Here is a 24,068-nt window from a genome sequence, read left to right as displayed (position 1 = left end):
TTGTGATTGCACCCGGATCACGCATGCCTGCGCAATGCACGCATCCCACGTGCGGACAGATTGGAAGAGGAAAACATGAAACGGCTGGTCATCGTCTCCAATCGCGTCCCCGTCCCCAAGGAAGGCCTGCGGCCCGGGGGGCTGGCGGTGGTGCTGCATGACCTGCTGGCGCTGCAGGGCGGGATGTGGTTCGGCTGGAACGGCACCACCAGTCCCGATGCGGAAACGACCCCGCCGCAGATCCAGCATGCAGGCGGCGTCGAATACGCCACGATCGGCCTGACGCCTGCCGAGCACAGGCATTACTATACCGGCTTTTCCAATTCGACCCTGTGTCCGATGATGCACTCCCTGCCGGAGTTCATCCATTTCGAACGCCGCGAACTCTCGACCTACTGGGCGGTGAACGAACGGTTCTGCGACAACCTGCTGCCGCTGCTGCGCGAAGACGACACGATCTGGATCCACGACTACCACCTGCTGCCCCTCGCCGCGCAACTGCGCCGCAAGGGCGTGCGCATGCCGATCGGCTTTTTCCTGCACACCCCCTTCCCCGCGCCGGACATGCTGGCCATAGCACCCGACGGGGGCACGTTCCTGCGTGACCTGCTGTGCGCGGACCTGCTGGGGTTCCAGACCGGCGACGACACCGCCAACTTCATCTTCGCCGCGCAACGCACGGCGGGCGCCAGGCTGGTCGCCCCCGACACGCTCTCGTTCGAGGGGCATACGGTGCGCGTCGGTGCCTTTGCGGTGGAAATCGACCCCGATGCCTTTGCCAAGACGGCAACCGACGCGGCGGAGGCCCCGGAACTGAAGCAGCTTCGCACCTCCCTTGCCGGGCGCAAGCTGATCTTCGGCGTGGACCGGATGGACCCGACCAAGGGCCTGTGCGACCGGCTTGCGGGTTATGACCGGCTGCTCGAAAGCTATCCCATCTGGCAGCGCAACGTCACATTCCTGCAGATCGCCGCCGAAAGCCGGGTGGACGTCGCCGCCTACAAGGCGCTGCGCAACGAGCTTGAAAGCATGATCGGGCGGCTCAACGCCAGGCGCGGGCAGCCCGACTGGACGCCGCTGCGCTTCCTGACGCGCGGCAGTCCGCGCCGCGTCGTGGCGGGCTACATGCGCCAGGCGCAGATCGGCTACATCACGCCGCTGCGCGACGGGATGAACCTTGTGGCCAAGGAATATATCGCAGCCCAGGACCCCGACGATCCGGGCGTGCTGATCCTGTCACGCATGGCCGGGGCCGCCAAGCAGCTTGAGGCGGCGCTGCTGGTCAACCCGCTGGACCATGACGACCTTGCCGATGCGCTGAACCGGGCCTTGGGCATGCCCAAGGCCGAACGCCGCGACCGCTGGCAGGCGTGCCGCGCGCACCTTGATGGCTGCACCGCGCTGGGCTGGGGGCAGGCGTTCCTGCGCACGCTCGAAGCCACGGTGGCCTGAACGCGCGGCCCATCGTTTCCCTTGCACGGGCGGCGGGAGTAGGTGACAAACGCGCATGGCCTTACCTCCGCTTCTTCTCCTTCAGGATATCACCCTGACCCTCGGTGGCGCGCCGCTCCTTGACGGGGCGGGTTTTGGCGTCGCCCCCGGCGAACGCATCTGCCTTGTCGGGCGCAATGGCTGTGGCAAGTCAACGCTGCTGCGCATCGCCACGGGCGAACTGCAGGCCGATGGCGGGACGCGCTTCCTCCAGCCCGGCACGACCGTGCGTTACCTGCCGCAGGAACCGGACCTGTCGGGGTTCGAGACCACGCTGGACTACGTTCTGGCGGGCATGGGACCGGGCGACCCGGATTACCGCGCGGCGGCGCTGCTGTCGGAACTGGGCATGACGGGACGCGAAAACCCGGCCAACCTGTCGGGGGGCGAGGCCCGGCGCTGCGCGCTGGCGCGGGCCCTTGAGCCGGAGCCTGACCTGCTGCTGCTGGATGAACCGACAAACCACCTCGACATGCCGACCATCGAATGGCTGGAACGCGAACTGCTGTCGCTGTCGTCGGCCATGGTCATCATCAGCCATGACCGCCGCCTGCTTGAAACGCTGTCACGTTCCGTCGTGTGGCTGGACCGTGGGGTGACGCGCCGGCTGGACCATGGGTTCGCGAAGTTCGAGGCCTGGCGCGAAGAAGTGCTGGAGCAGGAGGAACGCGACGCGCACAAGCCTGACCGCCAGATCGCGCGCGAAGAAGACTGGATGCGCTATGGCGTGACGGCACGGCGCAAGCGCAACGTCCGCCGCGTGGCCGAACTCGCCACCCTGCGCCAGACCCGGCGCGAGGCGATCAAGCCCGCCGTGGGTGCAAAGATGGAAGCGCGCGAGGCCGAACTGTCGGGCAAGCTGGTTTCCGTCGCCGAAGGCCTGTGCAAGTCCTATGGCGAACATGACATCGTGCGCGACCTTGACCTGCGTATCCTGCGCGGCGACAGGCTGGGCATTGTGGGCGCCAACGGGGCGGGCAAGAGTACGCTGCTGCGCCTGATGACGGGGCAGGACACGCCCGACAGCGGCACGGTCACGGTCGGCACGGCCCTGTCGATCGTGACGCTGGACCAGCAGCGCCGGCAGCTTGACCCCAACCGCACCCTTGCCGACACGCTGACGGGCGGTTGGGGTGACATGGTGCAGGTCGGGCACGAAAAGCGCCATGTCATCGGATACATGAAGGATTTCATGTTCCGCCCCGAACAGGCCCGCACCCCGGTCGGCGTCCTGTCGGGGGGGGAACGTGGGCGCCTGATGCTGGCCTGCGCGCTGGCGCGGCCGTCGAACCTGCTGGTGCTTGACGAACCGACCAACGACCTTGACCTTGAAACGCTCGACCTGCTTCAGGACATGCTGGCGCAGTATTCCGGCACCGTGCTGCTGGTCAGCCATGACCATGACTTCCTCGACCGTGTCGCTTCCTCCGTCCTGATGGCGGAAGGGGCAGGCCGGTGGGTCGAATATGCCGGTGGTTACAGCGACATGCTGGCACAGCGGCAGGACGAGACACTTGCCACCCGGCACGAGGCCCCTGCCCCGGCCAAGGCACGCCCGGCGCAGCAGCCTGCCGCGAAACCCGCCAGCCGCAAGCTGTCCTACAAGGACCAGCATGCGCTGGAGCGCCTGCCCGGACAGATCGCGGAGCTTGAGGCTGAGATCGAGGGCCTGCGCGCCACCCTGGCCGATCCCAACCTCTATGCCCGTGACCCGGACGGCTTCACCGCCACCACGCAGAAACTGGAGGACGCGCAGGCGAAGCTGACGGCGGCGGAAGAACGGTGGCTGGAGTTGGAGATGCTCAAGGAAACGCTGAAATCCGGCTAATCGAATTAGCAAAGTAGATAAAAGTTTCTGGGTGCCGCCTTTTTTAAAAAGGTGGCGTCTTTCGAAGCTTTTTGAAAAAAGCTTCACCAAAAACTTTTATCTTTGAATATCCTTTCACTCCGGGACGTGCAGCAGTCCCGACGCCTCCATGCGTGCGCGGGTATCGGCAATGCTCTGCCCCACGGCGAGGGCGGCGGCCAGCGCACGCCGCCCGGCCTGCGCATCCACCAGCACCGGCGCACCATCAAGGCAGGAGGCGGCAAAGGCCTCATGCTCCGCCGCCAGCGTGTCATGGTCGCTCCATGTCACGCTCTGCCGCCGGAAGCCTCCCGTCCCCGGCAGGGGCAGGCCGCTCCTGCGCCCGATCATCGTCAGTTCACGACGCACGAAATCGGCAGACAGGTAGCCTTCCTGCGAAAACAGGCGCATCCGCCGCTCGGTCTTGAGTGAAATGCGGCTGGCGGTGATGGTCGCGACACAGCCATTTTCAAACCGGACGCGGGCGTTGGCGATGTCTTCATGCTCCGAACTGACGGCGGCACCCAGCGCATCGACGCTGGCGATGGGGCTGTCCACGATTGCCAGCACCAGGTCGAGGTCATGGATCATCAGGTCGAGGATGACGGAAACATCCGTCCCGCGCGGCTTGTACGGCGCGATGCGCGTGGCCTCGATATACAGGGGGCGGCTGATACGTTCGGTAATTGCACGGTGTTCGGCCGAATAACGCAGAAGGTGGCCGACCTGCAGCACAAGCCCCCGCGCGGACGCCAGGGCGGCAAGGCGGTCGGCCTGCTCCAGCGTCGCGGCAATCGGCTTTTCCACCAGAACGTGACGCCCGGCCTCCAGCGCCTGCTGCGCCAGTTCGAAATGATACTCGGCAGGGGCCGCCACCACGATGGCGTCCGAGACCTCCAGCAGGTGCGCATATGACAGCGCAGGCGCCCCCCCGGCCTCCCGCCCGACCTTTTCGGCGCGCGCATGGTCGGGGTCGTAGATGCCCGAGAGGATTTCACGCGCGGACGCCGCAACCTTGAGCGCATGGTACCGCCCGAAATGCCCGGCCCCCGCGATTCCAACCCGCAGGCGGCGCCGCACCGCCGCGCCATCCGATCGTGCCTGCACCATGAACGCCGCTCCCAACCATCATTCCGCGTGCCTGAAGCAGTCTCATGAATGGGCGCGTTTCACAACCCGCCCCACGGACGCAGCCGCCATACAGGGCCGCCCCGGACCTCACGCAGATGCGACAAAACGGCAACGCAATGACCCTGACCACCGCAACAGCGGTTGCATCCTGCGCTGTGGACCGGCATGTTCCCGCCCTGTTGTCATTGCGCCATGACGCCATGACGCCACAGATACGACACCAACAGACAGGGAGCCGGTCGCGGCCGGGCGTGGGGAGCACTCCTTTCAGTCATGATGTATTATAGTCGGCTCAAGATGGCTTCGGTCATTGGCATATGCCTGATCGGCCTGGCGCTGTGCCTGCCCAATTTCATACGCCAGCCCGCAGCCTCGATCCCGTGGCGGCAGATCCACCTCGGGCTTGACCTGCGCGGCGGGTCCTACCTGCTGCTGCAGGTGGACATGCACAGCGTCACCTCCGACCGCCTGCGCACGCTGACCGATGAAACCCGCCAGACGCTGCTGAAGAACGGTCTGGGTTACCGCAACCTCACGACCGGGGCGCAGGCGGTGACCTTCACCCCGCGCGCACCGACGGAGGCCGAGGCCGACCTGAAGGCGCTGCGGGCGATGCCGATGAACGTGCCCTCGGAGTTCAGCGTCAGCCAGACGCCCGACGGCCTGATTTCCGTCGCCCTGTCTGAAGAAGCCAGCCACCAGCGCGCCCGCGACGCGATCACGCAGTCGATCGAGATCGTGCGCCGCCGCATTGACGCCACCGGCGCGATCGACCCGCAGATCACCCGCCAGGGCGAGGACCGGATCATCGTCGAACTGCCCGGCATCAGCGACCACGAGCGTGTGAAGCACCTGCTGGGCACCACGGCGAAGATGACCTTCCACCTTGTCGCGGATTCCGCGATCGGCTCCGCCGTGCCGCCTCCGGGCGTAAGCATCCTGCCGATGAGCGAGGCCGCGCAGGGCACGCTTCCGGTCTATAACCATGTGGATGTCGATGGCGCGGACCTGACGAACGCATCGGCCTCGATCGACCAGCAGAGTGGCGAGTGGGCCGTCAACTTCACCTTTGATTCCGTCGGCGCCCGCCAGTTTGGCGAGGTCACGCGCGCCAATGTCGGCAAGCGCTTTGCCATCGTGCTCGACAACAAGGTGATCGAGGCCCCGGTCATCCGCACCGCCATCACCGGCGGGTCGGGCCAGATCACCGGCGGGTTCAGCGCGCAGCAGGCGACCGACATGGCGCTGCTGCTGCGTGCCGGTGCGCTTCCCGCGCCGCTGAACGTGATCGAGCAGCGCTCCATCGGGCCGTCGCTGGGCGCCGATTCGATCCGTGCCGGCGCGATGAGCCTGCTGGCGGGCCTTGTCCTCGTCATCGCGTTCATGACGCTGTTCTATGGCCGGTTTGGCTGGTACGCGAACATCGCGCTGCTGGCGAACCTGGTGCTGATGATCGCCATCCTGTCGATGTTCGAGGCGACGCTGACGTTGCCGGGCATGGCGGGCATGCTGCTGACCCTTGGCATGGCGGTGGACGCCAACATCCTGATCAACGAACGCATCCGCGAGGAAATCGCGCGTGGCCGAACCGCGCTGCAGGCGATGCAGGCGGGATTTGAACGCGCGACCTCCACCATCATCGACAGCAATGCCACCGCGCTGCTGGCGCATGTCATGCTGTTCGTATTCGGAACCGGGCCGGTCAAGGGGTTCGCCCTGACCATCACGATCGGCATCGTGACGACCCTGTTCACCACCCTTGTGCTGTCACGGATGCTGATGGTGCGCTGGTATGCGCGCACCCGTCCGACAGTCCTGCCGGTCTGAGGCGCGCTGACATGATCCTTGATCGTCCCCTTCTGCGTTTTGTCCCCCGTGGCACGAAGATCGACTTCATGCGCGGGCGCTTCATCGGGCTTGCGACGTCGGCCGTGCTGTCGATCGCATCGCTGATCCTGTTCTTCCATCCCGGCCTGACGCTCGGCCTCGATTTCCGGGGCGGCATCGTCGTCGAAGCCCATACGCAGGGACCGGCCGACGTATCGGCCATCCGCACGGCCTTGGCGGCACAGCATGTCACGGCGGCGGGGGTGCAGTCCTTCGGCGGTCCCGATGACGTGCTGATCCGCCTCGACACCCCATCGCAGAGCGATCCCGCGCATGAGGCGCAGACACAGGCGCTGGTGGATTCCGTGCGCCATGCCATCGGCACCATTCCCGGCGCGCAGGTCCTGCGCGCGGATGCGGTCGGGGCCTCCGTCTCGGCCGAACTGTTCCGCAACGGCATGCTGGCGCTGGGCATCAGCCTGCTGATGATCCTCGCCTATATCTGGTTCCGCTTTGAGTGGGAGTTCGCGGTCAGCGCCGTGGTTACACTGGTGCTGGACCTGACCAAGACGGTCGGTTTCCTTGTGCTGACGCATTTCGAATTCGACCTTGTGATGGTCGCGGCGATCCTGACGATCCTTGGCTACTCCACCAATGACAAGGTGGTGGTGTATGACCGCATCCGCGAAAACCTGCGCAAGTACCGCTCCATGCCGCTGGCGGAACTGATCAACCTGTCGATCAATGAAACGCTGAGCCGCACGCTGGGCACGTCATCCACCGTGTTCCTTGCCGCGCTGCCGCTCGCACTGTTCGGGGGGGCAAGCCTGTCGGGCTTTGCGTGGGTCATGCTGTTCGGGATCGTGGTCGGCACGTCCTCGTCCATCTTCATCGCCGCCCCCCTGCTGCTCCTGCTTGGTGAAAAGCGGCTTCGGCGCAACGCACGGCCGGCCGTGCGGAAGTGAAAGCTGCCGGGGCAGTCATTTCATAAAGTCAGGAAAATTCCGGATGCCGCCCTTTTTCATAAGGGCGGCATTCTTTTTTGGAGCTTCGTGAACAAAGCCTTCACCCGGAACTTCTGTTTCCCAACGGGTTATCGTCCGGCATTCTTCAGCAGGGCGCGGGCGTCGGGGATGCAGCGCGGCGCGGGTGGTGCGTCCTTGCCCGACATATCCGGCTGGTCCGTGCAGGCGATGATCAGTTCGACCGCCTGGCGCGCGCGTTCACGCCTGCGGCGCGAGGGGTGCATCAGGTTGTTCAGGATCATCAGCTTGCCGTATTTCAGCGAAATCGACATGTCCTGCACCTGCTCACGCGACAGGGCCCCATCCTGCACACGGCTGAGCAGCCCTCCTTCGGCCATCGCATAGGACGTGACCAGCAGGTAGCTCTGCACATCGGGGGGCAGATGATTGACGTCGCGCACCTGCCCATGACAGGCCGCAAGGGTGCAGCAGCCGGCCATGGCGATAACCGACATGCGTAATTGCCTGAAAATACTTTTCATCAGGCCCCAAGCCTAGCACGTTCCCGCACGCCATGGGCAAGGGATCAGATCACGCGCCCTGTCCCGCCGGGGGCACGATGGCGCGGTGGATATAAAAAAAGGGCGGGCCCGGCGCACTGCCGGAACCCGCCCCGTCATGGACGTAACCACGCGTGACCGCGGATCAGGCGGTGGGCGGCGTCTTCGTCTTTTCCTGCGCCTTGAGGACATCAAGGATATACTGCAGCAGGAGTTCGCTGCGCGGCGGCGGCGGGGGTGCTGCGGGCGCTTCCTTCTTCGCGGCGAAGCGGGAAATGATCCGCACCACCCAGAAAATCACGAAACCGATGATGATGAACTGGATCACGGCGTTGAGGAACACGCCGATATTGAGCGTCACCGCACCGGCCTTCTGCGCATCCGCCAGGGTGGCCATGTGCGGGCCGCGCAGGGTGATGAACAGGTTGGTAAAGTCGATGCCCCCGATCAGCAGCCCGAGGAACGGAGTAAAGATGTCCTTCACCAGGCTGTTGACGATTGCAGTGAAGGCCGCGCCGATGATCACACCGACCGCAAGGTCCACCACGTTTCCGCGCATCAGGAACGCACGGAAATCCCCCAGCCAGCTTGGGGCATGGATGTCGGGCACATGCAGATGCGTAGGCTTTTGCGCCATCTGTATCTTCCTCTGAAAAGTATATTCTTCGATCTGTCTAACAACCCCCCGCCTTATTTACGACAGGGGAAATGACACGGTGTGTCATCAACAGTGCAGGTGAGGCTTACAGGTGACAGAATTCCGTCATTTGCACTGATATTTGTAACGTGGCGGATACATTTTGGATCCCGCCGAAGCGTGCAGATGCGCCATGGCCCGGCCCGCGGGCAATCAGATGTTGATCGGGCGTGCGTCCTCGTCTATACGCCAGCAAAAGTCATGCCCCGGTCGGCATCGGGGTCCTTCAGCGCGAAAGTTTTTGAACATGAAGTCCGGCATCCACCCCGATTACCACGAAATCAACGTCATCATGACCGATGGCACCGAATACAAGACCCGCTCCTGCTATGGCACGCCCGGCGCGACGCTGCGCCTTGATGTCGATCCGAAGTCGCATCCGGCGTGGACTGGCGTGCAGCGCATGCTCGACACCTGGGGCCAGGTTGCCAAGTTCAACAAGAAGTTCGGCGGTCTGGGCCAGCGCAAGAAGGGCTGAGGCACGTAACGCCTCCCTGTTTGTGTGTCAGGTCTGCCTGTCAGTATGCAAATGCCCGGCCCTTGAAAAAGGGACCGGGCATTTCCATTTCCAAGGGGTCGCAATGCCGCATGCCGGGTTGCGATGGATACCGACAGTACCGCGGTCCGCTCCGGCGTGAGGGACCGCATGACAGTAGACCTTGCTCTTATTCAGGAGGTTTTCTCATGAGTTACGATTTTGCCCCCCTGTTCCGCAGCGCCATCGGTTTCGACCGTCTGGCGCAACTGGTGGATACGGCGGCACAGAACCCCGTCAGCCCGTCCTATCCCCCTTACAATATCGAGAAGGTGGCGGATTCGCAGTATATGCTGACGATGGCGGTGGCGGGTTTCGGCCCTGACGACATCGAACTGACGGTGCAGGACAATACGCTGATCGTGGCCGGGCGCGTCGCCAGCACCCAGCCTGAACGTGAAATCCTGTATCGTGGCATCGCCAGGCGCGCGTTTGAACGCCGCTTCGTCCTTGCGGACCATATCGTGGTGGAAAATGCCAACCTCGATAACGGCCTGCTGTGCATCGCGGTGCGCCATGTCGTCCCCGAGGCGCTGAAGCCGCGCCGCATTCCCATCTCCTCGGGCACGCCCGCGACGGTGGAACAGGCGACGGCGGAACAGGCCGGGGCGGACGCATCCCCCGCAACGCAGGCCCTGCCTGCCGCCATACAGGATGAGGCCACGCCACAGTCACCCGCCATGCCCGCGCCCTTTGCGGGAACACCAAAGGACGCCACGCCATCCCGGCAGGCGGCCTGAGATCGTCCGGTGCGGACATGTGGGGAGGCTGCTTCTGCGGCCTCCCTTTTTTCATGCCCGGATTTTATGGCCTCCGCACGCACACGGCCCTTGACCTTTTGGGTGCGTCCCCTTCATATCCCTTGCTTCAAGTGCTTTTGTTTTTTGCGCGCCAGCAGGCACGCATGGTGTCGCCGGCGGCACTGACGATCTGCCCTTTCCCCAAGGTGCCTGCGCGTGGCGCCATCACACGCAGTAGGACCTGTTTTGCAATGAACGCTCTGCCCCTTATGCCCAAGGCCACCGCAGTGTGGCTGATTGAAAAGACTGCGCTGACCTTTACCCAGATCGCCGAATTCTGCGGCATGCACCCGCTTGAGGTGCAGGCCATCGCCGATGGTGAGGTCGCACAGGGGATCGTGGGCTACAACCCGGTGAAGAACCACCAGGTGACGCAGGCGGAAATCGAACGCTGTGAAAAGGACCCGGCCCAGCGCCTGAAGATCCTGCCTGCCCCCAACCCGATCCACCGCCGTTCCAAGGGCGCGCGCTATACCCCCGTGGCCAAGCGCAACGACCGCCCGGACGCGATTGCGTTCCTGCTGCGCAATTTCCCGCAACTGTCGGAAGTGCATATGGTCAAGCTGCTGGGCACGACCAAGGACACGATCGAAAAGGTCCGCACCCGCCAGCACTGGAACAGCGCGAACATCAAGCCGCGTGACCCGGTCATCCTTGGCCTGTGCAGCCAGACCGACCTCAATGCGATGGTCAATGCCGCCAACGAGCGCCTTGCCCGCGAAGGGCAGGCCGTGCCGCAGCCGATCGAACTCGACAACGACCCGATCTGATGGCGTGTTCCGGCCCCTGCCATTCCCATGGCGGGGCCGGATGATGCGCGATGGCGCGGGGTTCAGCCCCGCACGCTGAGCCGCTCGATCTCCTCCTTGAGCCGCAGCTTTTCAAGCTTGAGTCGCATCAGCACCCGCTGGTCGGGCATCGGTCGCCTGTCCTCGTCAAATATCCGGTCATCCAGACGGGCGTGACGTGTCTTGAGGCTGTTGATACGTGCTTCGTACAGCATGGACTCTCCTCCAGCATGTTTGGCTACGACGCGCGTACGCTAACGCAAGGCGCGCGCCAGATGCCATGACAAAATCGCAGGTGACGGCGAATTCGCGACCATTTCGTTTTTCGCGCGCGATGTGGTTAGGATGGGATCATGTTCATGTGCTGGATGGAGCGCCATGCTGACAGACCGGGATACCCTCCTTCGCAAGCTGCACGAACTGCGCAGCGAGCATCGCGATCTTGACACCGTCATCAGCCGGATGGGTGAGCAACCCGTGGACCAGTTGCAGATCCAGCGCCTCAAGAAGCGCAAGCTGCTGCTCAAGGACGAGATCATGTGGCTTGAAAGCCGGCTGATCCCCGACAGCATTGCCTGATCGCGGCGTTTCACCTATCTGCCGCAGGGAATGTCCCTCCCCCAGACCGAAAGCCGTGAAAGTAAAGACGCCGTGACCAATTCCCCCGCCCCCACCGCCCCCAGCGACAGCGCCGTGCGCGTGGGCCTGATCATGGGCAGCCAGTCCGACTGGGAAACGATGCGCCACGCCGCCGCCGTGCTGGAGGCGCTGGAGATTCCGCACGAAATCCGCATCGTCTCCGCCCACCGCACGCCCGACCGGCTGGCGGAATACGCCCGCACGGCGCGCGCGCGGGGGCTTTCGGTCATCATCGCGGGCGCGGGCGGCGCCGCCCACCTGCCGGGCATGTGCGCGGCATGGACCAGCCTGCCGGTGCTGGGTGTCCCGGTGGAATCGCAGGCGCTCAAGGGCATGGACAGCCTGCTGTCGATCGTGCAGATGCCCGGCGGCGTGCCGGTCGGCACCCTTGCGATCGGTCGCGCCGGGGCCAAGAACGCCGGACTGCTTGCGGCGTCGATCCTGTCGCTTGGTGATGGGGCGCTGGCGCAGCGCCTGGATAACTGGCGCGCGGAACAGACGGAGTCCGTGGCACAGGAACCCGTGACATGAAGCCGCTTTCCCCGAACGCCGTCCTTGGCATCGTCGGCGGCGGCCAGCTTGGCCGCATGTCGGCGGTGGCGGCCGCGCGCCTTGGCTTTCGCGCCCACATCCTGACGACGGAGGCCGATGGCCCCGCCGCACAGGTGGCGCATGCGGTGACCGTGGGTGCCTATGACGATCATGACGCGCTGCGCCGCTTTGCCAATGCGGTCGATGTCGTGACGTTCGAGTTCGAGAATATCAGCGCCGACGGACTGGACCTGCTGTCCTCGCTCCGGCCGGTGCACCCGTCGGGCCACATCCTGCGCATCAGCCAGGACCGCATCGCGGAGAAGACGTTCCTGCACGATGCCGGCATCCCGCTGGCCCCGTTCCATCTGGTCAAAAGCGAATCGGACCTGCAGGTCGCGGCGGATGCGCTGGGCTATCCCTTCATCCTCAAGACCACGCGCCTGGGATATGACGGCAAGGGGCAGGCGAGCCTCCATGCGCCCGAAGACCTTGCCCCCGCCTTCGCCCGCCTGTCGCCGCATCCGCTGGTGGCCGAGGGCATGGTCGATTTCTCCTGCGAGGTCAGCGTCATGGTCTCGCGCAATGCCGCGGGCGAGGTCGTGACGTTCGATGCGACGGAAAACCGCCACCGCAACGGCATCCTCGACCTCAGCCTCGCCCCTGCGCGTATTCCCGCCGAACTCGCCACCCGTGCGCGCGGCCTTGCGACGGACATCGCCTGCGCGCTCGACCTGATCGGCATCATGGGGGTGGAGATGTTCGTCGATCGCGATGGCGGGCTTCTGGTCAATGAAATCGCGCCGCGCCCGCACAATTCGGGCCACTGGACGATGAATGCCTGTCCCGTGGACCAGTTCGAGATGCATGTCCGCGCGGTAACCGGGCTGCCCATGCCGCCCGCGACACGCCACAGCGACGCGGTGATGAAAAACCTGATCGGGCCGGACGACATGGCGCTGTGGCCGCAGGTCATGGCGACACCCGGCCTGCTGGCGCACCATTATGGCAAGGCGCAGGCCCGTCCCGGCCGCAAGATGGGGCATGTCAACGTGCTGTTCCCCCATGGCGGCCTGCCCGGCGAATTCGGGGTGCAGGACGCGCTTGGCCCCTTGGCGACACCTGCGGACGCCAGCGCGGAATAAGAGGCCGATCAAAAAGGATGAAAGTTTTTGGGTGCGCCTTTCGCGATCAAAAGGCGGCACCTTTCGACGATTTTCCAAAAACCTTTATGGTTTCAGCACATTACGGGATACGCCCCCTAGATCAGGCCCATCTTTCGGAAACTGATGCTGCGTCCATTCCCGACCACGAAATGATCGTGCAGGTGGATGCCCATGACACTGGCCACCTGCTGTATATGCAGGGTCATCTGGATATCCGGGGCCGAGGGCGTGGGATCGCCGCTGGGATGGTTGTGCGCAAGGATCAGGATGCGCGCATCAAGGTCGAGGGCGCGGCGCATGACCTCACGCGGGTAGACCGGGGCCTGGTCCACGGTGCCGATCCCCATGATGCGGTCCTCGATCAGGCGATGTTCCCCGTCAAGGAACAGCACCCGGAACTGCTCCGTGCTGTCATGCGCCATGACCGCCTGCAGGTAATCCACGACCCTCTGGTGCCCTGACAGGGCATCGCCCTGACGGACATAGGCGCGATGCAGGCGCAGGGCCGCTTCGCGCACGGTGGCGATCATGGGGGACAGTGACGGGTAGGCGCCAAGCACCGCATCAAGGTCATTCGGATGGGCCGACAGCGCCATTCCGGCGGACCCGAACCGCGCAAGCAGCACGTCGACGAGCATGTCGGTATCGACACTCCCCGCCTCCAGCGTGCACAGCACATGGCGCAGCAGCGCCCGGTCGTCCATGCCCGTGCTGTCCTCGGCACTGTCGCGGGGGCCATCCCACGGCGCGGGCAGGGCATGAGGATCGGGGGCATAGGTTCCCATTTGCGGGCATATCCGTGCAGATGTCGATAAATTCGGGACAGATGGCCCGACGACAGGGCATAGTAGGGTCCAATAATCGATAACAGACGGAGGTTACATACCCGCATGAATTTTTCCGCACCCCACGCCCCGCGCAATGCGGTCCTGTTCGACCTTGATGGCACGATCATCCGTTCCCACGACGGCATCATCGAATCCATCCATGCCGTGCTGCGCGACATGGGGCATGAACCGGACCTGTCGGTTGACCTGACATGGGTGGTGGGGCCGCCGCTGCGCGATCTTCTGGGCCATATCCTCGCCCATTACGGCGATGACCGCGTGGACGAGGCGATGGAGCTGTACCGCAAGCATTACGAAGGCGGCGGCATGCGCAAAAGCCCCCTGTTCGACGGGATGCGCCATGTGATCGAAAGCCTGCACGCGGCGGGGACGCGACTGTTTGTCGCCACGTCGAAGCCGCGCTACCTCGCGCGCAAGATCCTGCACCTGCGCGACCTGTCGCAATATTTCGACGGCCTGTCGGGCGCACGCGCGGATGACAGCGGCGCGGAAAAGCCCGAACTGATCGCCGCCCTCCTGCGGGAACATGACGTCGCGCGCAACCATGCGCTGATGATCGGGGACCGGCGTTTCGACATCACCGGCGCGCATGCGAACCATGTCCGCGCGCTTGGCGTGCTGTGGGGATATGGGGGCCGCGACGAACTGATCGCCGCCGGCGCCGACGCGCTGGTCAGCCAGCCTGACGAACTGCTCGAGGCCATCGACACGCAGTTCAGGCTGATGGCCAAACACGCCGCCTGAGCGCTACAGCATCTTCTCCCGCCGCAGGGAGGTCCAGCCTTCCTCCCCCGCGATGATGCAGTCATGCATGACCGTGGACAGCAGGCGGCCATGGGCCTCCACCTGCCGCATGACGGTGGCCGCCCCCTCCATCTGGCGGGGCGTGGGCGGGAATGTCCCGTCATCCCACACCACCACGATCGAGACCGCATGCAGCCGCAGCACGCGTTGCAGGATATCGCGGCACATGTCGGCAGGCGGCCCGTCCGGCACCTGCTCCTCCCCCACCAGGCGGTTGGTCGCATTGAGCAGCAGGAGGGTCACCCGTCCTGCCGCCGGACGGCCCCGTGCGGGCAGGGCGGCGCGCGTGGTGGCGTAATGGCTCCATGCCGCATGCAGGTCGTGGATATAGGGCTGCGGCCGCGCATCCCCCCGGCACAGGCGTCCCGCCACCATGGCAGGCAGGCCCAGCACCGCGCAGGCGCGTGGCCCCACGCCCGCCGCGCGCAGGGCATCATGGCCCGCCGACAGCACCGCGGAAAGCGACCCGAACCGCGCGATCAGGTCCTTGGCCAGCGGCTTGGTGTCGCGACGCGGGATCCCGGCGAACAGCAGCACCTCCAGGATCTCGTAATCCGCCAGCGACGCCCCGCCCGCCGCACGGATGCGCGCGCGCATGCGGGCGCGATGGCCGCCGGGGCCGGTCCTGCCACTGACTGCGCGTGATGCCACATATCCTCCCGCCTTTTTGCCTTTCGCCATGCGCATCATGGCCGATGGCGGGCCCTCACCACAATGATGCAGGTCTGGTGCGCGTGGTCATGGCCTGCCGGGACCGACATTGCTATAGATGGCCGCGTGATGGACAGTCCTTTCCCCCCCGCCCGCGTTCCCGACGGAGACGCGCCCGATTACCTTGCCCGGCTCAACCCGGAGCAACGCGCCGCGATCGAGACGACGGACGGCCCGCTGCTGGTCCTTGCCGGCGCGGGCACGGGCAAGACGCGCGTGCTGACGACGCGTTTCGCCCATATCCTGCTGTCGGGACGCGCGCGCCCGAACCAGATCCTCGCCGTGACCTTCACCAACAAGGCCGCCCGCGAAATGCGCGAGCGAATCGGCGCACTGCTCGGCGCGCCGGTGGAAGGACTGTGGCTGGGGACGTTCCATTCCCTGTGCGCGCGCATGCTGCGCCGCCATGCGGAATATGTCGGGCTGTCGAGCAGCTTCACCATCCTCGACACCGATGACCAGATCCGCCTGCTCAAGCAAGTGATCGAACCGCGTCGCATCGACACCAAGCGCTGGCCCCCGCAGGGGATCATGGGTGTCATCCAGCGCTGGAAGGACCGTGGCCTGACGCCGCAGCGTGTCAGCAAGGCGGAGGACTGCGACTTTGCCGACGGCAAATGCCGCGAGATCTATGCCGATTACCAGAAGCGCCTGATCCAGCTTAACGCCTGCGACTTTGGCGACCTGATGCTGCACATGACGGAGATCATGCGCACCCACCCCGACGTTCTGGCGCAGTATCACCGCTTCTTCCGCTACATCCTGGTCGATGAGTACCAGGACACCAACACGATCCAGTACCTGTGGCTGCGCCTGCTGGCCCAGCGTGGGGAGGGACCGGCGAACATCTGCTGCGTGGGCGATGATGACCAGTCGATCTATTCCTGGCGCGGGGCGGAGGTGGAGAACATCCTGCGTTTCGAGCGTGACTTCCCCGGCGCCCATGTCGTACGGCTGGAACGCAACTACCGCTCCACCCGGCAGATCCTTGGCGCGGCGTCGGGCCTGATCGCCCATAACGAGGAACGGCTGGGCAAGACGCTGCATCCCGGGCGCGAGGATGCGGAGGGCGAGAAGGTGCGCGTCATCTCCGTATGGGATTCGGATGACGAGGCCCGCATGGTGGGCGAGGAACTGGAGCGCCTGCACAATGACGGCCATCCCCTGTCGGAATGCGCCATCCTGGTGCGCGCGGGATTCCAGACCCGCGCGTTCGAGGAACGGCTGATCACCATCGGCCTGCCCTATCGCGTGGTGGGGGGGCTGCGCTTTTACGAACGCGCGGAAATCCGCGACGCGCTGGCATACATGCGGGTGCTGTCGCAGCCCTCGGACGACCTTGCGTTCGAACGCATCATCAATGTCCCGCGCCGGGGCATCGGCAATACCGGCCTGCAGAAACTGCACCTGCATGCCCGTGCGCGCGACATCCCCCTGACCGCCGCCGTGCTGGAGATGCTGGCGGCGGGGCAGATCAAGGGCCGCGCGCGCGAACACCTTGCCGCCCTGATGAAATGCTTCGGGCAGTGCCGCGAGGACCTGCCCCGCGAAGGACATGTGGTGGTGGTCGAACGCCTGCTTGAGGAGAGCGGCTACCTCGACATGTGGAAGGCGGACAAGTCGCCCGATGCGCCGGGACGTCTGGACAACCTCAAGGAACTGGTGCGCGCGCTGGCGGATTTCGAGAGCCTTGGCGGGTTCCTCGAACATGTGGCGCTGGTGATGGAGACGGAGGAGAACGCGGGCAACGAACGGCTGAGCATCATGACGCTGCACGGCGCCAAGGGGCTGGAGTTCGATACCGTGTTCCTGCCGGGATGGGAGGAAGGGGTCTTCCCCTCCCAGCGCACGCTTGACGAAGGGGGGGCGAAGGGGCTGGAGGAAGAGCGCCGCCTTGCCTATGTCGGGATCACGCGCGCACGCCTGCGCGCGATCATCAGCCATGCCGCCAACCGCCGCATCTATGGCAACTGGCAGTCCGCGATCCCCAGCCGCTTTGTCGAGGAACTGCCCCCCGAATACGTGCACGCCACCGGGGATGCGACGCGCGCGCGCCATAATGGCGCAATGCGCAGCCCGGTGTTCGGGGCCACGCCCTTTCCGGTCGTGGCGCGCCGCCGCGCCGTCGTGGACATCACGACATCGGACACACCGGCGCGCAAGACGGCCTTTCCCATTGGCACGCGTGTCTTCCACCAGAAATTCGGCTACGGCACCGTAACGTCCGTCGAAGGCAACCGCCTGGAGGTCGCGTTTGAAAAAGCCGGCCCCAAACGGGTGATCGACACTTTTGTTGAGCAGGTATCATGACCATTCCCCCCCGCCGCCACGCCACCGAACTGGAGACCATTGCGGTCACCGTCCCGCCGGAGGCCGTGGAAGCCTATGAAAACGCGCTGTCCATCGTCTGCGCGACCATCGGCATTTTCGAAGTGGACGACGCGCAGACCCAGTGGCGGGTCGAGGGCGTGCGCGATATTGGCAACGGGGAAGACGAACTGCGCACCGCCCTTGTGCTGGCGGCGGCGCTGACGGGGGTGGACGCGCCGCTTGAACGCACGCCCACCGAATCCGAAGGATGGCTTGCCCGCACGTACGAGGCGTTCCCCGAACAGACGGCGGGCCGTCGCTTCGCCATTCGCGGCACCCACCTCGAACCCGGCACGAACCCGCAGCGCATCACCCTCGTGCTTGATGCAGGCGTTGCGTTCGGGTCGGGGGAACATGGCTCCACGCGCGGGTGCCTGCGTGCGCTGGAAATGATCGCCCACCGCCGCCCGCGCCGCATCCTTGACCTTGGCTGCGGTTCGGGCATCCTCGCCATGGCGGCGGCGGCACTGCTGAAGCAGCCCGTGCTCGCCACCGACATCGATCCGTGGTCGGTGCGCGTCACCCGGCGCAATGCGCGGATGAACGGGCTGTCGCACCTGCTGTCGTGCCATCTGGGCAATGGGTGGAGCACGCCTGCCATCCGCAGGCATGCGCCCTATGACCTCGTGTTCGCCAACATCCTCGCCCGCCCGCTGTGTTCGATGGCGGCCGACCTTGCGCACAACCTGCTGCCCGGCGGCACGGCCATCCTTGCCGGGCTGCTCAACACGCAGGTGCGCATGGTGCTGTCGGCGCATCGTCGGCAGGGGCTGGTGCTTGAACGCCGCCTGCGCGAGGGGGACTGGGCCACGCTGATCCTGAGGAAGCCCGATGCCTGACCCCGTCACGGACATCCATATCCGGCCCGCGACGCCCGAGGACATTCCCGCGATCGTGGACATCATCAACGATGCCATCCGCAACAGCACGACATTGTGGGAAACGCGCGAAACCACGGTGGCGGTGCGCCTCGACTGGCTGCGTGACAGCAATGCGCAGGGCTTTCCCATCCTTGTCGCGGTGACACCCGACGGCACGGTGGCGGGATATTGTAGCTGGAAGACGTTCCGCCCGTTCTCGGGCTATGCCCACACGGTCGAACATTCCATCTACATCGCCCCGGCCTACAAGCGGCGCGGCATCGGCAGCCTGCTGCTTGGCCATCTGTGCGACCTTGCGCGCAGATCGGACGTGCATGTGATGGTGGCAGCCATCACCGCGTCGAACACGCCCTCCCGCCTGCTGCATGAACGCTTCGATTTCCAGCCCGGCGGCATGATCCCGCAATGCGGGACGAAGTTCGGCAGGTGGATGGACCTGATGTTCCTGTACAAACTCGTCCCCAACGACTGACCGCCGTCATGGACATGACGCGCCCCAGCCTTTCCACCTTTTCCAACCGGAGCCACGTTCCATGACGGATGCCCCCACCCGCCTTCACGCATTACGCGAAACCCTGCGACAGGCCAGCGTCGATGGCTTCATCCTGCCGCGCGGGGATGAACATCTGGGCGAATATGTCGCCCCCTGTTCCGAACGGCTTGCCTGGCTGACGGATTTCACCGGCAGCGCGGGCATGGCGGCGGTGCTGATGGACCACGCGGCGGTCTTTTCCGATGGCCGTTACACCACGCAGATGGAACATCAGGTCAACGGCCTGTGCTGGGAACGGCTGCACCTGATCGAAACGCCCCCCGCACAATGGCTGGCGCAGCACGGGGCGAACGCGCGCATCGGGTACGACCCGCGCCTGCTGAGCGAAAAGGCGCTGCTGCCGTTCCTTGAGGCGGGGCTGACGCTTGTGCCGCTGGTGCGCAACCCGGTGGACGCCATCTGGACCGACCGGCCGATGCCGCCCTGCACCCCATGCCTTGAACAGCCGCTTGAATATAGCGGCCTCGACAGCGCGACAAAGCGCGCGACGCTTGCGACACAACTGCGCGACTCGGGCGCGGACTGCGTCGTGCTCAGCGACCCGGCCTCCATCGCCTGGCTGCTCAACATCCGGGGCAACGATGTGCCCTATACGCCGCTCAGCCTGTGCTTCGCCATTGTCCATGCCGATGCGACCGTCTCACTGTTCATCGACCCGGCAAAGCTGACGCCGCGTACGCGCGAATGGCTGGGCGAGGAGGTGCGCACCTTCCTCCCCGATGACCTGCCGGCACACCTTGCGGCACTGGCGGAACGTCGGGTGCAGGTGGACCCGGCCGCCAACTCCGTGTGGTTCATCCAGACGCTGGAGCAGGCCGGGGCCACCGTCCTGCGCGCCACAGACCCGTGCGTGCTGCCCAAGGCGATCAAGAACCCGGTGGAACAGGACGGTGCGCGCCGCGCCCACGAACACGACGCAGTGGCCATCTGCCGTTTCCTGCACTGGCTGCAGACCGAGGGCGTCGGCACGGGCGAACTCGAAGCGACCGAGCGCCTCGACGCCTTCCGCAAGCAGTGCCTGGATTACCGGGAGGAAAGCTTCCCCGCCATTTCAGGTTCCGGCCCCAATGGCGCGATCATCCATTACCGCGTAACACCGGACACCGACCGCATCCTGCGCCATAACGAGGTGTACCTGATCGACAGCGGGGCGCAGTATCCCTATGGCACGACGGACATCACCCGCACGGTCTGGACCGGCCCCGAACAGCCCGACGATGATGTGTGCGACGCCTTCACCCGTGTCCTGCGCGGGCATATCGCGCTGGCGCGGGCGCATTTCCCGCAGGGGACCACGGGCCATGCGCTCGACGTGCTGGCGCGTCAGGCGCTGTGGGAAGGCGGGCTGAATTACGACCATGGCACCGGCCATGGAATCGGCAGCTACCTGTCGGTGCATGAAGGGCCGTGCAACATCTCCACCCATTACCGTCCCGTCCCGCTCGAGGCCGGGATGATCATCTCCAACGAACCCGGCTATTACCGCCCCGGCGCGTTCGGCATCCGGCTGGAGAACCTGCTGCTGGTCCAGCCTGCGGTCACCAATGGCGAAAACCGTCCCTTCCTTGCGTTCGAGGTGCTGACCCTCGCGCCGTTCGATCGCCGCCTGATTGCGGTGGACATGCTCAACACCACCGAAATCGCGTGGCTCGACGCCTATCATGCACGGGTTTTTGAACAGGTGGCCCCACATCTGGACAATGTCGGGCAGACATGGCTGGAGGCGGCCTGCGCACCGCTGAGCGCCAGATAATGTGACCACGAATATGGTCCCGGACGGGGGTGATGGAATTGTCACATGCCGGTCTGGGGCCTAGGACTTTTTACCAGTTCCGACGCAACTGGATCCGACAGCGATACACGGAAACAGCCAAGCCGGTGCGCAACCTGACCCGCAGTCAGGTGCAAGCACGATAGGGAGACGTTCAAAATGTCCGCAGAAAAAACAATTCCCGCCACCCTGATCCCCGGCGACGGGATCGGCCCCGAAATTGTTGACTCCGTCATCGAAATCCTTGACGCCGTCGGCGCACCGTTCAAGTGGGAGAAGGCGCTCGGCGGTGTGGCCGCCCTTGACGCCACCGGCAGCCCGCTCCCCAAGGAAACCATCGAAAGCATCCGTCGCACCGGCCTCGCGCTGAAGGGTCCGCTGACCACCCCCGTCGGTGGTGGCTTCAAGTCCATCAACGTGACACTGCGTCAGGAGTTCGGTCTGTTCGCGAATGTCCGTCCCACAAAGACGATCGTGCCGGGCGGCCGCTTCGACAACATCAACCTCGTCATCTTCCGCGAGAACCTCGAGGGCTACTACGCCGCGCTCGAAAACTACATCCCGGTCGGTGATGACCCGCATGCCATCGCCACCAGTGCTGGCTACACCTCGCGCGCGGAATGCAACCGCATCGTCCGCTATGCCTTTGAATACGCGGTCAAGAACAACCGCAAGCGCGTGACGCTGGTGCACAAGGCCAACATCCTGAAGCTGCTGACCGGCCTGTTCCTTGAGGAAGGCCGCAAGGTCGCGAAGGAATATGAAGGCCGCGTCGAAGTGAACGAGCGCATCGTCGATGCCTGCGCCATGCAGCTTGTGACCGATCCGTGGCAGTTCGACTGCATTGTCACCACCAACCTGTTCGGTGACATCCTGTCCGACCTGACGGCGGGCCTGGTCGGTGGCCTCGGCCTCGCCCCCGGCGCGAACATCGGTGAAAAGGCCGCCGTGTTCGAGGCGGTCCATGGGTCCGCCCCCGACATCGCGGGCCAGAACAAGGCCAACCCGACCGCGCTGCTGCTGGCGGCGAACATGATGCTGCAGCATGTCGGCCGCAAGGACCTTGCCGACCGCATCGACAGCGCCATCAACAAGGTCATCACCTCCGGCGCGGTGCGCACGGGCGACCTTGGCGGCAAGGCGACCACGACCGACCTGACGGCCGCGCTGAAGCAGGCGCTGGTCTGATCTTTCCTGCCCGTTCCCGCAATGGCGCATTGCCGTTGCGGGACAGGTAAAAAAGAGCCGTGGCATCACCTGCCACGGCCCTTTTTGCGTTCTGTTGTCCTTAAAGACATCAAACGTTTTTGGTGAAGCTTTTTTCAAAAAGCTTCGAAGAATGCAGCCTTTCTGGAAAAGAACCTGTCAGCTTCCGCGATAGGTCGAAAAACCGTAGGGCGAAACCAGAAGCGGCACATGGTAATGCCCCCCCTTCTCCCCCGCCGCGCACTGCGCCATGCCAAATGCGATCGGCACGACATCAAGGAACGGCGGGTCCGACAGCGCCACCCCACGTCCCCGGAAATAGGTCGCGACCCCGAATTCCAGCCGGTAATTCCCGGCTTTCATATCCCCCACCGCCGCCGACAGGTCGGGGCAGCGCCCGTCCGTGTTCGTCACACCGGCAAAGAGGCGTTCATTACCCGACCACAGGGTAATTTCCATTCCCTCTGCCGGCTGCCCCGAAACAAGGTCGAGCACATGGGTCGAAAGGGTACTCATGGTGCGTCCTCCAGCCGTTTGAGGATATCTGCCTGCCGCAGGGCCGCGATCTTCGCGATTTCATCAAGGGCCGTGGCAATCTCCGTCTCCGGGTCATGCGCCAGCCGCCGCTCCATCTCGCCCAGGATCCGCGCCTTGTCCGACAGGCGGACACAGATGATGAACGGGATGCCGAATTTGGCCGCATAGGCATCGTTGAGCGCCCGGAACCGGGCGAATTCCTCCGGCGTCAGGCGATCCAGCCCGGCCGAGGCCTGTTCGGTGGCGGACGCATCCGTCAGTGTCGGATCCACCACGGCCCGCCGCGCAAGTTCGGGATGCGCGCGGATCAGGGCCATCTGCTGCGCATCGGTGGCGCGGCGCATTTCATGCTCCATGACGCGCAGCATGTGCGCTGCGTCATCGAAGGGCCGGTAGTCCAGCGCCTGTTCCGCCACCCATGGGGAATGTTCGAACATCGGGCCGAACAGTTCGATGAAACGTGCCTCGTCCAGCGCATTGGCGCGTGCAATGGCCGATGTCATGCCGGATGCACCGCAAGCCAGTGACGCGCGATGTCCAGCCGGGTCGCAACCCAGACCTGTTCCCTGCTGGCGATGTAGTCAAGGAACCGCGCTACGGCGCGCGCACGCCCCGGACGCCCCGCCACACGGCAATGCAGTCCCACCGACATCATCTTTGGCGCGGCGGCCCCTTCCTCATACAGTTCGTCGAACGTGTCGCGCAGGTAGTTGAAGAACTGCTCCCCTTCGGTAAAGCCGTTCAGGGCGACGAAACGCATGTCATTCACATCGAGCGTATAGGGTACGATCAACTGCGCCCGGCCATTGCTGCGGTCATAGTACGGCAGGTCATCGGCATAGGAATCGGCGTCATAGATAAATCCGCCTTCCTGCGCGACCAGACGCGCGGTATTGGGGCTGGTGCGGCCCTGGTACCAGCCCAGCGGGCGCGAACCCGTCACCTGCGTATGCAGGGCGATGCATTCGGCGATATGTGCGCGCTCCACCGCTTCGGGGATGTGCTGGTAATCGATCCAGCGCAACCCGTGGGAGGCGATTTCCCACCCGGCATCCTTCATCGCGCGCACCGCATCGGGATTGCGGGCCATGGCCATCGCGACACCGAACACCGTCACCGGCTGCTTACGCTGCGTGAAAATCCGGTGCAGGCGCCAGAACCCGGCCCGCGCACCATATTCATACAGGCTTTCCATCGCGATCGCGCGCGCACCGGGGATCGATGGCGCGCCGATCATTTCCGACAGGAACGCCTCCGACCCGCGATCGCCATGCAGGATGGAATTTTCGGCGCCCTCTTCATAATTGATGACAAACTGCACCGCGATACGCGCGCCACCGGGCCATTTCGGGTCAGGCGGTGACCCGGCATAGCCGACCAGGTCACGCGGATATCCGTTGGGCTGCTCCAT

Annotated in this window: 25 protein-coding genes; 16 read left to right on the top strand and 9 right to left on the bottom strand. The window is 64.9% G+C overall.

Annotation, left to right across the window (positions count from 1 at the left end; translation table 11 throughout):
- The first annotated feature begins 75 nt into the window (after positions 1-75).
- Both CFR72_RS09460 and CFR72_RS09455 read left to right on the top strand, forming a co-directional pair.
- Entirely contained in the window at positions 76-1,452 is a 1,377-nt protein-coding gene (locus tag CFR72_RS09460) for an alpha,alpha-trehalose-phosphate synthase (UDP-forming) (RefSeq protein WP_110913741.1), read from the top strand.
- Between the two features lie 55 nt (positions 1,453-1,507).
- Positions 1,508-3,319 (top strand): ABC-F family ATP-binding cassette domain-containing protein, encoded by a 1,812-nt coding sequence (locus tag CFR72_RS09455; RefSeq protein WP_110913714.1) that lies wholly within the window; start codon positions 1,508-1,510, stop codon positions 3,317-3,319.
- A gap of 114 nt (positions 3,320-3,433) precedes the next feature.
- Here the strand turns inward: CFR72_RS09455 and CFR72_RS09450 are convergent, their stop codons facing one another.
- A complete protein-coding gene (locus tag CFR72_RS09450) occupies positions 3,434-4,447 on the bottom strand; it encodes a Gfo/Idh/MocA family protein (RefSeq protein ID WP_110913713.1) in 1,014 nt (337 codons plus the stop codon).
- 294 nt (positions 4,448-4,741) lie between these two features.
- On the opposite strand from CFR72_RS09450, the gene secD reads away from it, so the two are divergent.
- Both secD and secF read left to right on the top strand, forming a co-directional pair.
- On the top strand, positions 4,742-6,295 hold the full coding sequence (secD, locus tag CFR72_RS09445) for a protein translocase subunit SecD (RefSeq protein ID WP_110913712.1): 1,554 nt from the start codon (positions 4,742-4,744) through the stop codon (positions 6,293-6,295).
- Positions 6,296-6,306: 11 nt separating this feature from the next.
- Complete coding sequence (gene secF, locus CFR72_RS09440) at positions 6,307-7,260, top strand: protein translocase subunit SecF (protein ID WP_110913711.1); 954 nt, start codon at positions 6,307-6,309, stop codon at positions 7,258-7,260.
- Between the two features lie 128 nt (positions 7,261-7,388).
- Here secF and CFR72_RS09435 read toward each other — a convergent pair whose 3' ends face one another.
- Positions 7,389-7,775, bottom strand: coding sequence for a hypothetical protein (locus tag CFR72_RS09435; RefSeq protein ID WP_110913710.1), 387 nt, complete (start codon positions 7,773-7,775; stop codon positions 7,389-7,391).
- 190 nt (positions 7,776-7,965) lie between these two features.
- Complete coding sequence (gene mscL, locus CFR72_RS09430; RefSeq protein WP_110913709.1) at positions 7,966-8,457, bottom strand: large-conductance mechanosensitive channel protein MscL; 492 nt, start codon at positions 8,455-8,457, stop codon at positions 7,966-7,968.
- Between the two features lie 307 nt (positions 8,458-8,764).
- Between mscL and rpmE the strand changes: the two genes are divergently transcribed.
- The 3 genes from rpmE (at position 8,765) to CFR72_RS09415 (ending at position 10,622) form a co-directional block, all read left to right on the top strand.
- Positions 8,765-8,995, top strand: coding sequence for a 50S ribosomal protein L31 (gene rpmE / locus CFR72_RS09425; RefSeq protein ID WP_110913708.1), 231 nt, complete (start codon positions 8,765-8,767; stop codon positions 8,993-8,995).
- A 206-nt stretch (positions 8,996-9,201) separates the two neighbouring features.
- The gene (locus CFR72_RS09420) at positions 9,202-9,792 is read left to right on the top strand and encodes an Hsp20 family protein (RefSeq protein ID WP_233045115.1); all 591 of its coding nucleotides are present in this window, start codon (positions 9,202-9,204) and stop codon (positions 9,790-9,792) included.
- Between the two features lie 251 nt (positions 9,793-10,043).
- Positions 10,044-10,622, top strand: a complete 579-nt coding sequence (locus tag CFR72_RS09415) for a DUF1013 domain-containing protein (protein ID WP_110913740.1) — start codon at positions 10,044-10,046, stop codon at positions 10,620-10,622.
- 62 nt (positions 10,623-10,684) lie between these two features.
- Here the strand turns inward: CFR72_RS09415 and CFR72_RS09410 are convergent, their stop codons facing one another.
- Positions 10,685-10,855, bottom strand: a complete 171-nt coding sequence (locus CFR72_RS09410) for a YdcH family protein (RefSeq protein WP_110913707.1) — start codon at positions 10,853-10,855, stop codon at positions 10,685-10,687.
- Between the two features lie 163 nt (positions 10,856-11,018).
- Between CFR72_RS09410 and CFR72_RS09405 the strand changes: the two genes are divergently transcribed.
- From CFR72_RS09405 to CFR72_RS09395, 3 genes are read left to right on the top strand one after another with little or no spacing between them, the layout of a single operon-like run.
- Positions 11,019-11,219, top strand: coding sequence for a YdcH family protein (locus CFR72_RS09405; protein ID WP_110094011.1), 201 nt, complete (start codon positions 11,019-11,021; stop codon positions 11,217-11,219).
- Positions 11,220-11,249: 30 nt separating this feature from the next.
- Positions 11,250-11,810: a 5-(carboxyamino)imidazole ribonucleotide mutase gene (purE, locus tag CFR72_RS09400; RefSeq protein WP_261310365.1), complete on the top strand. Its 561-nt coding sequence runs from the start codon at positions 11,250-11,252 to the stop codon at positions 11,808-11,810.
- Positions 11,807-12,955, top strand: a complete 1,149-nt coding sequence (locus CFR72_RS09395; RefSeq protein ID WP_110913706.1) for a 5-(carboxyamino)imidazole ribonucleotide synthase — start codon at positions 11,807-11,809, stop codon at positions 12,953-12,955. The genes purE and CFR72_RS09395 overlap by 4 nt, the downstream gene beginning before the upstream one ends.
- Positions 12,956-13,071: 116 nt before the next feature.
- On the opposite strand, the gene CFR72_RS09390 is transcribed toward CFR72_RS09395, so the two are convergent.
- The gene (locus tag CFR72_RS09390; RefSeq protein ID WP_167400344.1) at positions 13,072-13,761 is read right to left on the bottom strand and encodes a JAB domain-containing protein; all 690 of its coding nucleotides are present in this window, start codon (positions 13,759-13,761) and stop codon (positions 13,072-13,074) included.
- 105 nt (positions 13,762-13,866) lie between these two features.
- On the opposite strand from CFR72_RS09390, the gene CFR72_RS09385 reads away from it, so the two are divergent.
- A complete protein-coding gene (locus tag CFR72_RS09385) occupies positions 13,867-14,568 on the top strand; it encodes an HAD hydrolase-like protein (RefSeq protein ID WP_110913705.1) in 702 nt (233 codons plus the stop codon).
- Positions 14,569-14,571: 3 nt separating this feature from the next.
- Here CFR72_RS09385 and CFR72_RS09380 read toward each other — a convergent pair whose 3' ends face one another.
- On the bottom strand, positions 14,572-15,279 hold the full coding sequence (locus CFR72_RS09380; RefSeq protein WP_233045111.1) for a JAB domain-containing protein: 708 nt from the start codon (positions 15,277-15,279) through the stop codon (positions 14,572-14,574).
- A 129-nt stretch (positions 15,280-15,408) separates the two neighbouring features.
- Between CFR72_RS09380 and CFR72_RS09375 the strand changes: the two genes are divergently transcribed.
- The 5 genes from CFR72_RS09375 to CFR72_RS09355 all read left to right on the top strand — a co-directional run bounded on the left by CFR72_RS09375 (position 15,409) and on the right by CFR72_RS09355 (position 22,102).
- Positions 15,409-17,649, top strand: coding sequence for an ATP-dependent helicase (locus tag CFR72_RS09375; protein ID WP_110913736.1), 2,241 nt, complete (start codon positions 15,409-15,411; stop codon positions 17,647-17,649).
- A complete protein-coding gene (locus CFR72_RS09370) occupies positions 17,646-18,548 on the top strand; it encodes a 50S ribosomal protein L11 methyltransferase (protein ID WP_110913704.1) in 903 nt (300 codons plus the stop codon). Before CFR72_RS09375 ends, CFR72_RS09370 begins: the two co-directional genes overlap by 4 nt.
- Entirely contained in the window at positions 18,541-19,062 is a 522-nt protein-coding gene (locus CFR72_RS09365; protein ID WP_110913703.1) for a GNAT family N-acetyltransferase, read from the top strand. Before CFR72_RS09370 ends, CFR72_RS09365 begins: the two co-directional genes overlap by 8 nt.
- A gap of 61 nt (positions 19,063-19,123) precedes the next feature.
- Complete coding sequence (locus CFR72_RS09360; protein WP_110913702.1) at positions 19,124-20,896, top strand: aminopeptidase P family protein; 1,773 nt, start codon at positions 19,124-19,126, stop codon at positions 20,894-20,896.
- Positions 20,897-21,073: 177 nt separating this feature from the next.
- Positions 21,074-22,102 carry an isocitrate/isopropylmalate dehydrogenase family protein gene (locus CFR72_RS09355; protein WP_110527166.1) on the top strand — a complete coding sequence of 343 codons (1,029 nt, stop codon included), beginning with the start codon at positions 21,074-21,076 and terminating at the stop codon, positions 22,100-22,102.
- A 177-nt stretch (positions 22,103-22,279) separates the two neighbouring features.
- On the opposite strand, the gene uraH is transcribed toward CFR72_RS09355, so the two are convergent.
- The 3 genes from uraH to puuE are packed head-to-tail and all read right to left on the bottom strand — an operon-like array spanning position 22,280 to position 24,068.
- A complete protein-coding gene (gene uraH / locus CFR72_RS09350) occupies positions 22,280-22,636 on the bottom strand; it encodes a hydroxyisourate hydrolase (RefSeq protein WP_110913701.1) in 357 nt (118 codons plus the stop codon).
- Positions 22,633-23,160, bottom strand: coding sequence for a 2-oxo-4-hydroxy-4-carboxy-5-ureidoimidazoline decarboxylase (gene uraD, locus CFR72_RS09345; protein WP_110913700.1), 528 nt, complete (start codon positions 23,158-23,160; stop codon positions 22,633-22,635). The genes uraH and uraD overlap by 4 nt, the downstream gene beginning before the upstream one ends.
- Positions 23,157-24,068, bottom strand: coding sequence for an allantoinase PuuE (gene puuE, locus CFR72_RS09340; RefSeq protein WP_110913735.1), 912 nt, complete (start codon positions 24,066-24,068; stop codon positions 23,157-23,159). Before puuE ends, uraD begins: the two co-directional genes overlap by 4 nt.

The sequence above is a fragment of the Gluconacetobacter entanii genome, from assembly GCF_003206495.1.
Lineage (GTDB): Bacteria > Pseudomonadota > Alphaproteobacteria > Acetobacterales > Acetobacteraceae > Novacetimonas > Novacetimonas entanii.
The sequence above is the reverse complement of the archived record's forward strand: the minus strand, read 5'-3'. Positions and strand labels throughout refer to the sequence as shown.

Excerpts from the sequence above, each read along its gene's own strand:
- CFR72_RS09420 (WP_233045115.1), top strand. The coding sequence starts at position 9,202 with ATGAGTTACGATTTTGCCCCCCTGTTCCGCAGCGCCATCGGTTTCGAC.
- purE (WP_261310365.1), top strand. The coding sequence starts at position 11,250 with ATGTCCCTCCCCCAGACCGAAAGCCGTGAAAGTAAAGACGCCGTGACC.
- puuE (WP_110913735.1), bottom strand. The coding sequence starts at position 24,068 with ATGGAGCAGCCCAACGGATATCCGCGTGACCTGGTCGGCTATGCCGGG.
- CFR72_RS09390 (WP_167400344.1), bottom strand. The coding sequence starts at position 13,761 with ATGGGAACCTATGCCCCCGATCCTCATGCCCTGCCCGCGCCGTGGGAT.
- CFR72_RS09395 (WP_110913706.1), top strand. The coding sequence starts at position 11,807 with ATGAAGCCGCTTTCCCCGAACGCCGTCCTTGGCATCGTCGGCGGCGGC.
- CFR72_RS09450 (WP_110913713.1), bottom strand. The coding sequence starts at position 4,447 with ATGGTGCAGGCACGATCGGATGGCGCGGCGGTGCGGCGCCGCCTGCGG.
- uraH (WP_110913701.1), bottom strand. The coding sequence starts at position 22,636 with ATGAGTACCCTTTCGACCCATGTGCTCGACCTTGTTTCGGGGCAGCCG.
- CFR72_RS09375 (WP_110913736.1), top strand. The coding sequence starts at position 15,409 with ATGGACAGTCCTTTCCCCCCCGCCCGCGTTCCCGACGGAGACGCGCCC.
- CFR72_RS09415 (WP_110913740.1), top strand. The coding sequence starts at position 10,044 with ATGAACGCTCTGCCCCTTATGCCCAAGGCCACCGCAGTGTGGCTGATT.
- secD (WP_110913712.1), top strand. The coding sequence starts at position 4,742 with ATGATGTATTATAGTCGGCTCAAGATGGCTTCGGTCATTGGCATATGC.
- CFR72_RS09385 (WP_110913705.1), top strand. The coding sequence starts at position 13,867 with ATGAATTTTTCCGCACCCCACGCCCCGCGCAATGCGGTCCTGTTCGAC.
- rpmE (WP_110913708.1), top strand. The coding sequence starts at position 8,765 with ATGAAGTCCGGCATCCACCCCGATTACCACGAAATCAACGTCATCATG.
- CFR72_RS09370 (WP_110913704.1), top strand. The coding sequence starts at position 17,646 with ATGACCATTCCCCCCCGCCGCCACGCCACCGAACTGGAGACCATTGCG.
- CFR72_RS09355 (WP_110527166.1), top strand. The coding sequence starts at position 21,074 with ATGTCCGCAGAAAAAACAATTCCCGCCACCCTGATCCCCGGCGACGGG.
- CFR72_RS09365 (WP_110913703.1), top strand. The coding sequence starts at position 18,541 with ATGCCTGACCCCGTCACGGACATCCATATCCGGCCCGCGACGCCCGAG.
- CFR72_RS09435 (WP_110913710.1), bottom strand. The coding sequence starts at position 7,775 with ATGTCGGTTATCGCCATGGCCGGCTGCTGCACCCTTGCGGCCTGTCAT.
- secF (WP_110913711.1), top strand. The coding sequence starts at position 6,307 with ATGATCCTTGATCGTCCCCTTCTGCGTTTTGTCCCCCGTGGCACGAAG.
- CFR72_RS09405 (WP_110094011.1), top strand. The coding sequence starts at position 11,019 with ATGCTGACAGACCGGGATACCCTCCTTCGCAAGCTGCACGAACTGCGC.
- mscL (WP_110913709.1), bottom strand. The coding sequence starts at position 8,457 with ATGGCGCAAAAGCCTACGCATCTGCATGTGCCCGACATCCATGCCCCA.
- CFR72_RS09460 (WP_110913741.1), top strand. The coding sequence starts at position 76 with ATGAAACGGCTGGTCATCGTCTCCAATCGCGTCCCCGTCCCCAAGGAA.
- CFR72_RS09455 (WP_110913714.1), top strand. The coding sequence starts at position 1,508 with ATGGCCTTACCTCCGCTTCTTCTCCTTCAGGATATCACCCTGACCCTC.
- CFR72_RS09360 (WP_110913702.1), top strand. The coding sequence starts at position 19,124 with ATGACGGATGCCCCCACCCGCCTTCACGCATTACGCGAAACCCTGCGA.
- uraD (WP_110913700.1), bottom strand. The coding sequence starts at position 23,160 with ATGACATCGGCCATTGCACGCGCCAATGCGCTGGACGAGGCACGTTTC.
- CFR72_RS09410 (WP_110913707.1), bottom strand. The coding sequence starts at position 10,855 with ATGCTGTACGAAGCACGTATCAACAGCCTCAAGACACGTCACGCCCGT.